The organism is Dietzia aerolata (assembly GCF_014144865.1).
GTDB classification, from domain to species: Bacteria; Actinomycetota; Actinomycetes; order Mycobacteriales; family Mycobacteriaceae; genus Dietzia; species Dietzia aerolata.
In genome coordinates this window covers 1-15,045 of record NZ_JAALDM010000142.1, presented here as the reverse complement: position 1 = coordinate 15,045, position 15,045 = coordinate 1, and the positions used below count along the sequence as shown (strand labels likewise).

The following is a 15,045-nucleotide window of genomic DNA, read 5'->3' as shown; positions in this document are numbered from 1 at the left end:
TCGGCCGTCGAGCATCAGCTGCTCGAGCCGGACCAGCCGGTCCACGTCCACGATCCGCAGCGGCAGCCCACGCGCGGCGTACCAGTCGCGGACCCCGTCGAGCTCCGCGGCGCTGGCCCACGGCAGCACCGGCACGGCCGAGTCGCGGCGATACGACCAGTCGTCGCCGGCCCGGCAGAACCAGCCGTCCACGATCTCGAACTCGGTGCCCGGCCAGGCGAGCGCCCCCGAATACTCGTGGGCGCGGATGTCGCGGGCACGCACCGGCCGCGGGGGCAACACCTTGAGGACCGCGATGTCGGCGTCCGGGATCCGGACCTCCTCGCCGGACTCCCGCCGCACCACGAGCTCGGGATCGAGCGTCACCACGTGACCGATCACGTCCGTGTACAGGTGCGACGTCTCACCGGGAGCCAGATAACGGCGAACGGTCACCCGCTCGCCGACGGCCACCTCGCGACCGCCGTTCCAGCGAGATCGGCCTGATAGCCCACGATCCGGGGAGGCGGGGTCCGGTCCGCCGGGGGACTGCTCACCCATGGAGTGGGGTGGTGTTGTCGTCGTCGTAAAGTTCTTCATCCTCGTCGGCGAAGGGGTCCGGGTCGCGCGCCGGATCCCAGCTCAGGCCCGGCACGCCCCACCCCTCGTCGCGGATGTGGCGCTTGGCGGCCTTCTTGTTCCGGCCGATGAGGTGATCGGTGTAAAGGTATCCGTCCAGGTGGCCGACCTCGTGCTGCAGGCACCGCGCGAGCAGGCCGTACCCCTCGATCGACACCGGCTCGCCGTGCTCGTCGGTGCCCGTCACGCGCGCCCACCACGCGCGGCCGCGCGGGAAATTGATGCCCGGGACGGAGAGGCAGCCCTCCATGTCGTCCTCGGGATCCGGCATGGTCTCCGGGATCTCCGAGGTCTCCAGCACCGGGTTCACCACGCAGCCGCGGCGAGTGATCCAGCCGCCGCGCGCCTCGACCTCCTCGCGGGACAGACTGCCGCCGTCCTCGGTGTCCAGGTCCGGGCAGTCATAGACGAACAGGCGCTTACGCACGCCGATCTGGTTGGCCGCCAGGCCCACGCCATGCGCGGCGTCCATCGTCTCGTACATGTCCGCCACGAGCTCGGTGAGCTCCTCCGGGGACTCGGTGACGGGCTCGGTCGGAGCGTGGAGCGCGGGATCGCCGAGGATGACGATGGGACGGATTGCCATGGGCACAGATTCTAGTGGGCAGTCGGCCTGGTCACCGCTTCGCGTCTGGCGGGGCGGCGGGATCGAGTGTGGTGGGGCGGCGCGACTGTGTCTGGCGGGGCCGGCCAGAGATCTGGCAGGGTGTCGGACGTCTGTGGTTCACTACGGGGGAATCACAACAGTGTGATCCGATCCCGGCGAGGAGGCACGCACATGGGTCGAGCGGCCGCGGCGGCACCGCAGGTGCAGGTCGGAGACGAGCAGGACATGTCAGGTAAGCACACGGCAGAGCTGCATGCGGCGGACCCCGTGCTGTCCGACAGGGACCAGGCCATGCTCGAGTTCGAACGCCAGTGGTGGAAGTTCGCCGGGTCCAAGGAAGAGGCCATCCGGCAGAAGTTCGACATGTCCGGCACCCGCTACTTCCAGATCCTCAACGAGCTCATCGACAGGCCCGAGGCGCTGGCCGCGGACCCCCTCCTCGTCAAGCGGCTGCGCCGCATGCGCAGCAGCAGGCAGAAGGCGCGCGCGGCCCGCAACCTGGGAATGCGCCTCGACTGACTTACACTCGGGCGCGTGAGTACCCAGTACGAGAACCCGCAGTACAACGGCGAGTACGACGACGCCGACCCCGACGCGCACGGCGAGCCGCCCCACGCCGATGAGCCGAGCGGCCCGCCCTACCGCGCCATCGCCATGGTGCTGCTGTCGGCGGTAGTACTCGCGATCGGTGTGGGGCTGGTCCAGCTGTTCGGCGGAGAAGACGAGGGCGCCACCGCCGTCGAGGAGTCCACCTCCCAGGTCGAGCAGGGCGGCGACGGACAGGGTGCTCCCGGCGCTGACGGCGCAGGTCAGGGCGGTCAGGGCCAGGATGGCTCCGCCCCGGCCGACGGTGGTCAGCCGCTTCCGCCGCCCCCCGGCGCCGACCAGGACCCCGACGCTGCGTCGGCCCCCGGTGCAGACGGTCAGGCGGGTGGCCAGTCGGCCGGCCAGGCACAGGCGGCCGGCGGCGGCAATTCCGGGGTGACCTCGGTGCCGGTGCAGATCTACAACAACAGCACCGTCGTGGGTCTTGCCGGCCGGACCGGCGAGCAGCTGCGGGAATCCGGATTCGCGGTGGGCGATGTGGCCAACCTGCCGTCCAACCGCGGCGTCGTGGCGGAGTCGACCGCGTTCTACGGCAACGGGCTCGGCGAGCAGGAGGCCGCGCAGGCGGTCGCGCAGCAGCTGGGCATCGTCGCCAAGCCGCGACCGGCGGATATGGCCGCGGACGGGCCCGGCGTGATCGTGATCGTCACCCAGGACCTCCAGGGCTGAGGACGGGGCCGAGGGCAGAGCTCAGGGTAGGGCTGAGGGCGTCTCGTCCCCCATGCCCTCGTGAGCAAGGCCCTGAGGATATGATGAGTCCACCGATCCCGCCGCGCGGGATCCATGCACCGTAGAGACTTGCAGCTGAGACTTGCAGCCACCCGAGATCGAAGGAGCCCCCATGGCCCCGCGTCAGACCGCCCGCCGCCTCTTGGTTGCGGCTCCCGCCCTTCTGCTCGCACTCGGCGTGGCCGCGTGCAGCCCGCCCAACGAGCAGCCGGCTGATCCGGACGCGCCGTACACGCTCCCCAGCTACACCCTCGATCCCACCACGCCCACCACCACCTCCATCGCTCCGGAGTCCGCCGGTGGCGTAGACGCCGAGGAGGAGCAGTTCCTGGAGGGCACCCCGACCGAGAACACCAACCCGGGCCTCGGCCTGCTGGGTGACCCGATCGGTGAGGAGAACGCCCAGGGCCAGGACGGCGCCGTGGTGCCTGAGGCCGAGCGTGAGCCGGCTAGCGGCCAGACCAACTGATCTGACACAGGCTTCGGGCCCCGTCTCCTTCAAGGGAGGCGGGGCCCGAGTCGTTGTGGGGGGAGTGCGCCGCGCGGGCGTGGCTCGCGAGCGCGGGACCTCCGGCGCAGCTGACTAGGTGCCCCGCTCCGGGGTGATACACCGGTCGTCGAAGGTCTCCAGGCTCGGCGCTTCGTGCGTGATGGTGCCGTCCTCGACGCTTTCCCGGTAGGCGACATTGCCCACGCGGTTTGCGATCACCGGGGCGGTACACACCCCCACGATGGCGGCGAGAACGAGCATGCCCAGCGCCGGGTTCGGGACGATTCTGATCGCGGCGCCGATGAGGATGAGCACCAGTCCGAGCACCTGCGGCTTGGCGGCCGGGTGCATGCGGCTGAGGGTGTCCCGGAAACGCAGGAGGCCGATCGCGCTGGCCAACGTCATGAGGGCTCCGGCCAGGACGAACAGGGCGGCGATGATCTCGCGGGGATTGTCGGTCATGACTGGGGCTCCTCGGGGACGCCGATCGTGTCGTTGACTCGGAAACGCGCCAAGGACACCGAGCCGAGGAAGGCCACCAGAGCGAGCGCGACAAGAGCGGCGGCGACGGTGGTGTCCTTGGTCCAGGCCAGGTAGATGGCGATACCGCCCTGGGCGATCGCTGCGAGCATGTCCAACGAGATCATCCGGTCCAGGGTGCCCGGGCCGCCGACCAGGCGGATCATCGCGATGAACAGTGCGATCGACAACGCGATCACGGCGAGGATCCACAGGACGAGGGTGAAGCTCATCAGGGGGTCTCCTTCTCCGTGTCGGGGCTGGTGTCGGCGGAGCGGCGTCTGATCCGGTGTGCGCGGCCGACGCTCTGCGGGGCGCCGTCGGCGGGGGCGGTGTAATGCTCGGGACTCGGACGCCAATCCTCGTCACGCTCGAATGCGCGCTGGAAGAGATTCTCCACGTGCGCAGTCTGGCGGTAGAAGGCGTCGACGGCCTCGTCGGTGCCGGTATCGAGCACGTGGACGTAGACGTACCGGGCCACCGGGTCGACTCGCACCACGATGCCGCCGGGCATGAGATTCAGGGAGTTCACCGCGAGCGCCAAAGTGAAGTCGGACTTCAGGCGCATCGGAGCCCGCAGAACGGCTGGCTGCGGCGGGGCCGACGGACGAACCGACTGCCACGCCACGACCAGTGAGGACCGCACGAGGTAGAAGCCCACCATGATGACCAACCAGATCGTGGACATCGGGCGAAGCAGACCCTCGACCGGGACCCGGGGGAGCGGGAGCAGGACCATGATGGCGATGGCCACGAGCAGCCCGGCCGCGACGGTGCCGACGGTGTAGGAACCCCACAGGAGCGTCCAGGCGAAGACGAGCCACAGGGTCATGAAGATGCGGGAACCCAGTACCCGCAGGTCCAGCTTCGGTGCCTTGTTCACGTCAACGCACCCCCGTCACGTTGCCGACGTGGCGACCGGGTGTGTCGTCAGTGGGGACAGAGTAAAGGTACTCGCCGCGTTCCATCAGACTCTCGGCGGCGCGGTCGGATACGCCCAGCAGTGGGCCGGCGAACACGGTCATCAGGAGCGAGACGACGACCAGAGCGAGGGTGGGCGTGAGCATGCTCATCGGCATCTTGCCCACGTCGTCACGCTCGTCGAACTCCACGTACTCGTCGGACGGCAGCAGCGCGAGAGGCTTGGCCAGTGCCATGGCGCCCTCGGGGGCGTCGGCGCGGGGCCGCCAGAACGCCTTGGACCAGACGCGCACCACCACGTAGAGGGTGAGCAGGCTGGTCGCCATGGCGCCGGTGATGAGGATCCAGTTCAGCGGCCCGCCGACCTCGGCACCGGCCTGGACCACGGCGAGCTTGCCGACGAAACCGGAGAACGGCGGGATGCCGCCCAGATTCAGTGCCGGGATGAGGAAGGTGACTGCCAGAACCGGGCTCAGCACGGCGAGGGATCCGAGTCGACGCAGTGACGACGATCCCGCCTGCCGCTCGATGAGGCCGACGACCAGAAACAGGGTCGTCTGGACGATGATGTGGTGGCCGACATAGTAGATCGCGGCACTGAGCCCCGATTCGGTGGACAGGGCGATGCCGTACACCATGTAGCCGATGTGGCTGACCAGGGTGAACGACAGTATTCGTTTGATGTCCGACTGGGCGATCGCACCGAGGATGCCCACCACCATCGTCAGTAGCCCCGCCACGAGCAGGACGTTGTCCATGCTGCCGCCGGCGAAGACCAGGGTGTGGAAGCGGATGATCGCGTAGACGCCGACCTTGGTGAGCAGCCCGGCGAACACCGCGGTGACGGGAGCGGGCGCGGTGGGGTAGGAGTCGGGCAGCCAGGTCGACAGGGGGAAGACGGCCGCTTTGATGCCGAATGCCACGAGGAACACCGCGAAGATCGTGTTGCGCAGTCCATCGGGCACGTCCGCCATGCGGGTGGCGAGCTGAGCGAGGTTGAGGGTTCCGGCAGCCGAGTAGGTCAGCCCGATGCCCAGCAGGAAGACCATCGACGACACCATCGACACGACGGTGTAGGACACGCCTGCGCGGACACGTTCCTGGCTGGCGCCCAGCGTGAGCAGGACGTAGGACGCGGCGAGCAGGATCTCGAACCCGACGAACAGGTTGAACAGGTCGCCGGCGATGAACGCGCCGTTCAGCCCTGCCGCCAGGGCGAGGTAGGTCGGCAGGAAGATCGAGACCGGCTGGTCGCCGTCGCCGTCACGGACACCCTGCCCGACGGCGTAGATGATCACCGACAGCAGGACGACGGCCGAGACACAGAGCATCAGCGCGCTGAGCCGGTCCGCGACCAGGGTGATGCCCACCGGGGCGTCCCAACCACCGACCTGGACCGTGTGCATCCCGTGTTGGTCGGTCAGGACGAGCAGGAGTCCGGAGATCACCAGGAGGGCGAACAGGGTGATCACGGTGATCAGGTTCTGGATCCGCGGGCGCCGGGAGACCACGAGGGTCAGCGCCGCCGCGAGCAGCGGAAGGAGGAATACCGAGGGGATGAGGTATCCGAAGAGGTCTGCAGACATCATTTGACCTCCTCCTCGTCGTCGTCCCGGTATTGCTTCTTCCGCAGGGCCTTGAGCCGGGCCTCCGCTGCTGCCTTGGCCTGGGCTTCTGCCTCGTATTCGGCTTCGGCCTCCTCGAGATCCTCGTCGTCGTAGTCGACGTGTTCACCGAGTTCGGTGGGCATACCCGTGGTCGGGTCGTCGGAGGCGTCGCGGTCGGGGGCGGACGCGGGGTCCAGGGCCGAACGCTTGGCGATCTTGGCATCCTCGGCGTCGTCGGCGACCTCGTCCATGGTGGTGAACTGGTACGAGCGATAGGCCAGCGCGAGGATGAACGCCCCGACCCCGGCGGTGATGACGATCGCCGTGAGGATCATGGCGTGTGACAGGGGATCCGAGTCGGCGGTGTTGTCGCCCCAGCCCCGGCCGCGGATCGGCGGGTTCCCGGGGGGACCACCGGCGGCGAGGATCAGCAGGTTGACGCCGTTGGACATGATCATGATGCCCAGCAGAATCTTGATGATCGCTCGCTCGAGGAGCAGGTACACGCCGGCGGCACAGAGGATGCCGGCCAGGAGCAGTAGTGCGAAGTCGGCGGTCATGACATCCCCTCCGGCGAGGCGCCCAGGTTCTCGGCGGCCTCGAGTCGCTCGGCGCGGCGGACGGCCAGGTCGGACCGCGGCCCGGGGATGTCGACCCCGGGGACGCGGCGCAGGGCAGCGGTGGACGGCGAGTCCGTGGCGTCGACGTAGACGGCGCGGAGCTCCTCGAGATCCTCGGCGTTGAGGTCGAGCCGGGCACCGAGACTGCGGAGGATGTCGAGGACGAGGCCGACGACGATGAGGTAGACGCCCGCATCGAAGAAGAGGACGGTGACCATCTTGACGTGTCCGAAGACGGGCATGTCCCACTCGAAGGTCGCGCTGGACATCGGGGGCGCACCGAGGAACATGGAGAACGCGGCCGTGCCGGCGGCCAGCAGCAGACCCACGCCGAGGATGCGGCCCGCATCGAACGGGATGGCCTCACCGAGCTCGTAGCGACCACCGGCGAGGTATCGCAGGACCAGGGCCAGGCCGGCGACGAGGCCGCCCGCGAAGCCGCCACCCGGATTGTTGTGACCGGCGAAGAAGAAGTACAGGCTCAGCACCATCATTGTCGGGAAGATGAGGCGCGTGGTGACCTCGAGCACCAGCGAGCGGGCGCGCGGGTCGCGGACCGTGGCGCCGGCGAGCCATCGGCCGGGAGAGGCGCCGGGAGCCTCGATGACGATGCGCGCGGCCTCGATGCCGCGACGGCCGGACACGGTCTTGTCGGCGTCGGAGATGCGCGGTCCCGAACCGTAGCGGCGGTTGCGGAAGACGAGGCTGGCGACGCCGGTGGCGGCGACCAGCAGCACGGTGATCTCGCCGAGGGTGTCCCAGGCGCGGATGTCGACGAGGGTGACGTTGACGGAGTTGGCGCCGTTGCCGATCCGGTAGGCGAGGTCGGAGAAGACCGTCGACACGGCCGGGTCCTTGCGGGCGTTGATGGCGTAGGCGCCGACGATGATCACCAGCAGCCCCACGCCGATGCCGAGCCAGGCGCGCGCCCGGCGGAAGCCGCTGGACAGCGGCACCTCGGCGGGCATGGTCCGCAGGACCAGAACGAACGCCACCATCATCAGGGTCTCGACCAGGACCTGCGTGAGCGCGAGGTCCGGTGCGCCGTGGAAGGCGAACACCACTGCCACGCCGTAGCCGGTCACGGACATGGCGATCACCGACGCGAGACGGTTGCGAAGCAGCGTGGCGGCGATGGCGGCAATCGTCATGGGGATCATGACGATGAGGACGACCGGGTTGCCCGACAGCTCCATCTGCAGGCCCTCGCGGGTACCGACCAGGAGCGAGATGAACGGGAACACCACGAGCGTGACCAGGATGACGCCGAGGGTCAGGGGGAGCGAACCGCGCTGGGTGGCACCGGTCAGGCGGAGCGACAAAACGTCGAAGAAGTGCAGGACACCGTCGTAGATACGGTCGGCGTTACCCAGTGCCGGCGACTGGAACTTGAGGCGCTCGACGGTGCGCTGCGCGATGTACAGCAACAGGCCCAGCACGTAGACGACGATCGTCAGGGCCAGCGGGATCTCGAATCCGTGCCACAGTCCCAGGTGGTACTCCTCGTCGCCGCGCCACGGGCTTCCGGGCGGGAAGGCCGAGTTGACGAAGCGGGAGATGAGGGTCTCGACGGGGGCGGACCACACGCCCAGTACCAGGCCGGCGGTCGCGAGCAACGCAGGTACGGACAGGAAGAAGAAGCCGGACGGGCGGGACTCGGCGACTGCGGGGCTCATGCCGTTGTCGAAGGTGCGCTTGGAGCGGAAAGCGCCCATGACCAGGCGTGCGGTGTAGGAGAACGTGAGCACCGAGCCCACCACGAGGCCGGCGGTGATGACGAGCGAGGGCATCCCGTGCAGCCGCTCCTCGTTCAGCACGGTCGAGAACGCGGCCTCCTTGCCGACGAATCCGAGGAACGGCGGCAGCCCGGCCATCGAGGCGGCGGCCAGGGTGAAGAACACGGCCAGCGCCGGGCGCTTGCGGCCCAGACCGGACAGTTCGCGGATCTCGCGGGTGCCGGTGGTCTTGTCGATCACGCCGACGGACATGAACAGTGCCGACTTGAACAGGGAGTGGGCCAGCAGCATGGTCAGTCCGGCGAGCATGGTGTCGCGGGAACCGATGCCGACCAGCACCATCAGGAAGCCGAGCTGGGAGACGGTGCCGAATGCCAGCACCAGCTTGAGGTCCTGCTCGCGCAGTGCTCGCCAGCCGGCCATGAGGAGCGAGACCAGGCCGAGTGCGATGAGCGGCATCTGCCAGGTCGAGGAGCCGGACAGCCCCGGGCTCATGGCGGCGACGAGGAAGACTCCGGCTTTGACCATCGCAGCGGAGTGCAGGTACGCACTGACCGGAGTCGGCGCTGTCATCGCGCCGGGGAGCCAGAAGTGCAGTGGCGCGATGGCCGATTTACTGATCGCGCCGACGATCACCAGCACCAGCGCCCAGTGCACCAGCGTCCCGGACGGGGGCGAGGCCACGATGTCGCTGAGCAGGTACGACCCGGTCTGCTGGGCCAGGATGATCATGCCGACGAGCATCGCGAGGCCGCCGAGGGTGGTCACCAGCAGTGCCTGGGTGGCTGCGCGCCGGGATGAGGCACGTTCGGCGTAGTGGCCGACCAGCAGGAAGCTCAGTACTGAGGTGATCTCCCAGAAGATGTAGAGCAGGATCAGGTTGTCGGCCACCACGAGGCCGAACATGACTCCGGCGAAGGCCACGAGCTCGGCGGCGAACAGGTGAAGACGCGGTTCGGAATCCTCGAAGTACCAGGTGCAATAGAAGAGCACCAACGCGCCGACACCGAGTGCGATGAGCGCCATCAAGGCGGACAGCGCGTCCATGCGCAGGTCGATCGTCAGGTGGATGCCGGGCGCCCACTGCAGGGTTTCGGTGGGCGTGCTGTTCAGCTTGGTCGCCACCCACACCGCGCCGGCGGCGGGCACCATGGCCAGCAGTGGGAAGGCGCGGCGTCCGAGGCGGAGCACCAACGGGATCGCGATCAGAGCGGCCACGGCATGGGCCGCGAGAATCGCGATCACAGGCGACTCCTCTCCGTACGTCGGTCGGCTGACGACGTGCGGACATACCCACCCTCTGGGGCGGGTCGCATTAGGTCAGCCGAGGCGTAGTTCCTGTGAACACTTTACAGAACACCGTTTCGGCAGCGACGTCAGCGCAGATGAAGCCTGGTCGCGGCATTGAGCAGAGCCGCGATCGACGACTCGGATGAGGACTGCCCGAAACCCATCGCCCACTCGTGTCTCCGGCCGCTGGTGGCGCGCAGGATCGTGCACCACGATTCGGTGCCGGGGAACTCGGTGCCCTCGTACTGGTGGAACTTCTCGATCTGCACGCGCGCACCGACGCGTCCGAGCATCTCGGACATCGCGGTGAGTTCCCCGCACGATTCGGTGGTCAGTCGGTGGGCGGTGAAGTACCCGGGCTGGTCGTCGGGACTGCGGGTGGCGAGGATCGCCTCGTAGGCGGTGATGCCGCGCCCGAGGTAGCGCCGCGAGAAGTCCGCCAGGTGGAAATGGTCGGAGGACGGGGCGAAGGTGTCGACCATGGTGCGCCAGTCCATATGGGAGGCGAGGTCGCGAAAACCCCTGGGGAGACGACGACGATACCGTTCTGTAAACGGATGGCGCTCACCGGTCTGTGGCGCGGCGACTGTGGTGTGCGGCGCTGCGTCAGAGGTCTGCGGTGCGGCGACGGTCTGCGGTGCGGCGACTCGGGTATCGAGGGCAGTGGTGGTCCGGGCGGACGGGTGCGCAATGGCGTTCATGGTTCTCTCGTGTCTCTCGACGTCGGTGCGGCGACCGACGGAGTAGCGAGCAACCACGCAACGGGGATGCCGGTCTGTCAGACCCCGTTACGTCCGGTTACTACGAGTAGATTCCGCATGCCCCGTACTTTAGCCGCGTCCCGCTGAGACCGGCAAGGTGTTCCCGGCGCGCCGACGCGCCCGAATGAACTCGCGCATCTGAGTGCCCGCCCTCGTGCCCGCGTCGTTGCGAGCGCGCCAACGAGAACCGGCCAGGGCGAACCGGCCAGGCCGAACCGGCCAACGAGAAGTGGGTTCGGCTCACCTGCATCTCGAGCGATGTGGGCCGGACCCACTTCTCGATGAGGGGGGCGGTCTGTTCGGGCGGCGGTCAGTTTTCGCGGCGGTCGGCGTACTGGCGCAGGTTCTCGACCTGGTCCGGGTCGAGGGAGGGCTTGACCGACTCCCGGGCGCGGGCCACGTCCTCGGCGGTGACTTCGGCGGCGTCGATGTCGCGGCGCATCGCCGTGAGCGCGGACTCGCGCAGGAGGGCGGCGCAGTCGGCGGCGGAGTAACCGTCGAGTTCCTCGCTGACGACAGCCAGGTCCACGTCGTCGGCCAGGGGCACGTTCCGGCCGGCTGCGCGGAGGATGTCGGCGCGAGCCTCGGCATCGGGCGGTGGCACGAAGACCAGGCGCTCGAGCCGACCCGGCCGCAGCAGTGCGGGGTCGATGAGCTCGGGGCGGTTGGTGGCGCCGAGGATCACCACGTCGTCGAGCGGTTCGGCGCCGTCGAGTTCGGTGAGCAGGGCCGCGACAACGCGGTCACCGACTCCGGAGTCGCCGGTCTGGCCGCGGCGCGGGGCGAGCGCGTCGATCTCGTCGAGGAACACCAGCGACGGGGCGGAGTCCCGGGCCTTGCGGAACAGGTCGCGCACCGCCTTCTCAGACGAGCCCACCCACTTGTCCATGAGTTCGGCGCCCTTGACCATGTGCACCGTCAGCCGGCCGCTGGCGGCCAGCGCTCGGACGACGAACGTCTTGCCGCAGCCGGGCGGACCGTACAGGAGCACGCCCTTGGGCGGCTGGACGCCGAGTCGTTCGAAGGATTCCCGGTGCTGCAGCGGCCAGAGCACGGTTTCGGTCAGGGCCTGGCGCACCTCCTCCATGTCGCCGACGTCGTCGAGGGTGATCGAGCCGAGGCTCAGCTCCTCGGTGCCCGAGCGCGACAGTGGCCGGATCACGCTCACCGCGCCGAGCAGGTCCTCCTGCTCGAGGCGCGCGCTGGACTGGTCGGTGGCGTCGGTGGCGGTGGCGTCGGTGGCTCGGGCGGCCGCACGGAGGGCGGCCTCGCGGGTCAGCGCGCGCAGGTCACCGGCCACGTAGCCGGGGGTCCGCTCGGCGATGGCCCGCAGATCGAGCTCGCCGGCGGGGACGTCACGCAGCATGACCGTTAGTAGGGCTGCGCGATCGGCCGCGCCCGGCAGCGGCAGGTCCAGGACGCGGTCGCAGATCTCCGGATCGCGAAGCCTCGCGTCGGCCTCCTCCGGCCGCACACACGTGGCCACCAGCACCGAGCCGGGGTGCGCCACGACCGAGCGCAACCGGTCCAGGATGAGGGTCGAGACCGGCTCGGTCTCGGAGGGCAGGAGCGCGTCGACGTCGGTGACCAGCAGGATCCCGCCGTTCTCGCGGGTCCGTTCGGCGGCGGCACGCACTGCCTCCAACCGGGAGGCGGGATCGATCGCGCCGACGGACGGTCCGTCGAGCACCTCGAGTCGGCGGTCGCCGGCGACGGAGCGGACCATCGTCGCCTTACCGACCCCGGGCGGGCCCGCGACGAGCACCCCGAGGTGCGGCGACGTCCCGAGCGACCGCAGCAGCTCCGCACGATCAAGGGCCAGCGAGAGCCACTGCTCGAGAACCTCGGCCTGGTCGTCCACGCCCACGAGGTCCTCACGGGCGACGATGGTGATCGACTCTGCACTCGTTCCGTGGTCCGTGCCAGCGCCGGCGGCTGCCCCACCAGGGGACTGGGGATGGCCGACCCCCGCGTGTGCAGCGCCGCCGGTGGGGGCGGACGGGGTGGAGGTGTTGGACGTTGTCGTTGTCGTCGTCGTGGTGGGGTTGTTTTTGGTGTTGGCAGTGGGGGATGCGCTGGGGTGCGTGGCGCCGGAGCTGCCCGCGTCGACCACCGCTGTCGTGGGCTGGACCGAGACGATCCCCTCCGGCGCAGTCGCGGTGACCGTGAGCAGCTGGGTGCTCCACTGCATGCCGATGGTGTTGCGCAGGGTGCGGGTGGTGTCGGAGGTGGGGAAGTCGGGGCCCAGGTCGCGGGGCATCAGCGTCACGGAATCGCCTACGCGCAGCACCTTGCCCAGCAGCGCCGACCGCAGGACCCGCTCCGCGACGCCCCGGCCCGCGAGCGGCAGGCCCTGGACCTCGATGCTGTGCGCGCCCGTCACCTGCGCGGCCCGCACGGTCACGCGGGAATCTTCGCCGAGCCCGCAGTTCGCGGCCACGACCTCGTCCACCACCAGCACGCCGCTCGGCGAACCGGACTGGGCCGCCGCGACGACCGCTCCCGTGGTCCGCGCGCCGATGATCTCGATGGCGTCCCACTCGCGCATCCCGAGCGCGAGGATCACCTCGGGGTGGGCGCGCACGATCCCTCGGCGCGAGTCGGCGGCCGACGCCGTCATGCGCAGGGTCAGGTCCAGATCCGGGCGAGGGTTCACGTTCAGAAGCCTAACGGCGGACGGTTGGTCGGGGAGGGGCGCCTTATGGAGGGCCGCCGGGTGGGCAGACTCGCCGAGCGGGGAGTGCGGAGGGGTGCGCGTCCTCTTTGCACGGAAACAAATGAGTTACGCGCCCGGAATGGACCATTCCGGGCGCGTAACTCAGCGTGAACTGTCATTCAGGGCGCGTAACCCCGGTTGGTCAGAGCCCCACCGAGTGTTTGATGGAGTCCCAGGCGACCGGGATCTGTCGCGAGTAGTACGACCAGTTGTGCATGCCGGTGGGCAGGTGGTCGATGTCGGCCTGGATGCCGAGCTCCTTGAACCGGCGGTCGGCGGCGTGGGTGCACTGGCCGGTGGCCTGCTCGAGCGCCATGCCGGCGACGAAGTTGGCGACGTCATTGTTGTAGGCATCCCAGTCGCCGGGCTCGGCGACGCCGGTGCCCGAGGACATGTAGATGGCCTTGCCGCGGAGCTTCTCGGCGTTGATCATCGCGTCGTGCGCGACCCACTGGTCGTTGCCGGGCTCGCCCCACATGTTGGTGAGGGTCGCGCCGCGGCTCTCGACGGTGTAGCGGGTGAGGATCTGGCCCAGTGCGTCGGTGGAGTAGCAGCCGGAGACGCCGAACACGCCCTTGTACAGGTCAGGGTGGCGGGTGGCCATAGTCATGGCTGCGCCGGCGCCCATCGAGATGCCGCCGATCGCCCGGTTGCGGTTGGTGCTGATCCTCGGCTCGAGGACCGCGGGCAGATCGCGGGAGATGAACGACTCCCACTTGCTGATGCCCAGGACCGGGTCCTGCTCGTTCCAGTCGGCCCACATGGAGCCCTGGCCGCCGGTCGGGATGACGACGTTGACGTTCTCGTTCGCGAACTGCTCGCCCGCGCCCCACTGTGTGAAACCGCTGGGCAGCTCGGAGCCGACGCCGTCGAGGAGGTAGAGGAACGGGGCGCCGGGGTTGGCGGCGCGGTGCACCTCGACGGTGATGCCGCGCTTCATGTCGGCGGAGTCGATGAGGTAGCGCTCGTAGCGGCCCTCGACCACGGGATCGCCGACGATCTTCGTCTCGGTGATCTTCGGGTTCGGCTGCGGCGACGGCGGCGGCTCACCGGCGAACATGTTGGGCGAGAAGCCGAGCGAGTTGGCGATCCCCATCATCGAGGACCCGGAGGAACCGGGGAAGTTGCCGAAGTACAGCAGCTGGCTCAGGCTCTCGGGCGTGACCACGCCGAGCACGGCGTCGTTGGCAACCGACTCGGGGCTGATGGCGCCCGTCTCCTGGGCGTTCGCGACGGACGGCGCGAGACCGGCGGCCAGGGCGGTCGCGGCGGTGGCGGCGATCAGCGCGCGGCCGGCGCGACGCATGAACGGGACGGGCGCAGCATGGGTGCGCTCAGCGGCGTTGGTGGCGTCTCCATTGGGGACAGGCATCGAGGCTCCTTATAGCTGGACGGCCAGGGGCACAGCCGCCACTGGTGTCACTATCGAGATATCTCATCACACCGTTACCGGCGGCGCACCTGTCAACTTGCCCGCGCCGCCCGCGGTCCGGACCTGGTGGGCGGTCGTCGGTCGGGTCAAAGAGCTTGTCCCCGCGCATATTTCGCACAGCTCCCGCACGCCTCCTGTGCAGCTTCCCCGCAGGTCAGCGGTAGCGCTGCAGGAAGGCCGCCTCGGCGAGAGCGATCCGCTCGATCTCGCGCGGGTCCACGCTCTCGTCGGGGGAGTGGATGGCGGCGGCCGGGTCCTCCACGCCGAACAGCGCGATCGACGCGGACGGGTGCGCGCGCTGGAGCGCCGTGCACAGGGGAATCGAACCGCCGGAACCGATCTCGGCGACCTCGTCCGCGCCGTACGCCTGCGCCAGGCACTGCGACAGCAGTT

The 15,045-nt window shown here is 69.2% G+C and carries 14 protein-coding genes and 1 pseudogene; 3 read left to right on the top strand and 12 right to left on the bottom strand.

The window, feature by feature from the left end; translation table 11 throughout:
* Both G6016_RS09520 and G6016_RS09515 read right to left on the bottom strand, forming a co-directional pair.
* Window positions 1–540: GNAT family N-acetyltransferase, cg3035/Rv0428c family (locus G6016_RS09520; RefSeq protein ID WP_422110467.1), on the bottom strand; the 540-nt coding region annotated here is incomplete at its 3' end.
* Window positions 533–1,204 (bottom strand): peptide deformylase, encoded by a 672-nt coding sequence (locus tag G6016_RS09515; RefSeq protein ID WP_182632428.1) that lies wholly within the window; start codon window positions 1,202–1,204, stop codon window positions 533–535. The genes G6016_RS09520 and G6016_RS09515, both read right to left, overlap by 8 nt.
* A gap of 192 nt (window positions 1,205–1,396) precedes the next feature.
* Here G6016_RS09515 and napA point away from each other — a divergent pair, with 192 nt between their 5' ends.
* From napA to G6016_RS09500, 3 genes are all read left to right on the top strand, one after another.
* Window positions 1,397–1,744: a nucleoid-associated protein NapA gene (napA, locus tag G6016_RS09510; RefSeq protein ID WP_182632427.1), complete on the top strand. Its 348-nt coding sequence runs from the start codon at window positions 1,397–1,399 to the stop codon at window positions 1,742–1,744.
* A 15-nt stretch (window positions 1,745–1,759) separates the two neighbouring features.
* Window positions 1,760–2,500, top strand: coding sequence for a LytR C-terminal domain-containing protein (locus G6016_RS09505; RefSeq protein WP_338403571.1), 741 nt, complete (start codon window positions 1,760–1,762; stop codon window positions 2,498–2,500).
* Window positions 2,501–2,672: 172 nt separating this feature from the next.
* Entirely contained in the window at window positions 2,673–3,029 is a 357-nt protein-coding gene (locus G6016_RS09500) for a hypothetical protein (RefSeq protein WP_182632426.1), read from the top strand.
* Window positions 3,030–3,143: 114 nt separating this feature from the next.
* On the opposite strand, the gene G6016_RS09495 is transcribed toward G6016_RS09500, so the two are convergent.
* The 10 genes and pseudogenes from G6016_RS09495 to G6016_RS09450 form a co-directional block, all read right to left on the bottom strand.
* Window positions 3,144–3,512: a cation:proton antiporter gene (locus tag G6016_RS09495; RefSeq protein ID WP_182632425.1), complete on the bottom strand. Its 369-nt coding sequence runs from the start codon at window positions 3,510–3,512 to the stop codon at window positions 3,144–3,146.
* Entirely contained in the window at window positions 3,509–3,802 is a 294-nt protein-coding gene (locus G6016_RS09490) for a monovalent cation/H+ antiporter complex subunit F (protein WP_182632424.1), read from the bottom strand. The genes G6016_RS09495 and G6016_RS09490 overlap by 4 nt, the downstream gene beginning before the upstream one ends.
* Window positions 3,802–4,452 (bottom strand): Na+/H+ antiporter subunit E, encoded by a 651-nt coding sequence (locus G6016_RS09485; protein WP_338403570.1) that lies wholly within the window; start codon window positions 4,450–4,452, stop codon window positions 3,802–3,804. The genes G6016_RS09490 and G6016_RS09485 overlap by 1 nt, the downstream gene beginning before the upstream one ends.
* Window position 4,453: 1 nt before the next feature.
* Entirely contained in the window at window positions 4,454–6,079 is a 1,626-nt protein-coding gene (locus tag G6016_RS09480) for a Na+/H+ antiporter subunit D (protein ID WP_182632423.1), read from the bottom strand.
* The gene (locus G6016_RS09475; RefSeq protein ID WP_182632422.1) at window positions 6,076–6,657 is read right to left on the bottom strand and encodes a Na(+)/H(+) antiporter subunit C; all 582 of its coding nucleotides are present in this window, start codon (window positions 6,655–6,657) and stop codon (window positions 6,076–6,078) included. Before G6016_RS09475 ends, G6016_RS09480 begins: the two co-directional genes overlap by 4 nt.
* Window positions 6,654–9,698, bottom strand: coding sequence for a Na+/H+ antiporter subunit A (locus G6016_RS09470; protein ID WP_182632421.1), 3,045 nt, complete (start codon window positions 9,696–9,698; stop codon window positions 6,654–6,656). The genes G6016_RS09475 and G6016_RS09470 overlap by 4 nt, the downstream gene beginning before the upstream one ends.
* 131 nt (window positions 9,699–9,829) lie before the next feature.
* A complete protein-coding gene (locus tag G6016_RS09465; RefSeq protein ID WP_182632420.1) occupies window positions 9,830–10,444 on the bottom strand; it encodes a hypothetical protein in 615 nt (204 codons plus the stop codon).
* Between the two features lie 370 nt (window positions 10,445–10,814).
* A complete protein-coding gene (locus G6016_RS09460) occupies window positions 10,815–13,124 on the bottom strand; it encodes an AAA family ATPase (protein WP_182632430.1) in 2,310 nt (769 codons plus the stop codon).
* A gap of 238 nt (window positions 13,125–13,362) precedes the next feature.
* Window positions 13,363–14,592: an alpha/beta hydrolase gene (locus G6016_RS09455; RefSeq protein ID WP_241730048.1), complete on the bottom strand. Its 1,230-nt coding sequence runs from the start codon at window positions 14,590–14,592 to the stop codon at window positions 13,363–13,365.
* Between the two features lie 214 nt (window positions 14,593–14,806).
* A pseudogene (locus G6016_RS09450) lies at window positions 14,807–15,045 on the bottom strand (dipeptidase); the annotation flags it as partial.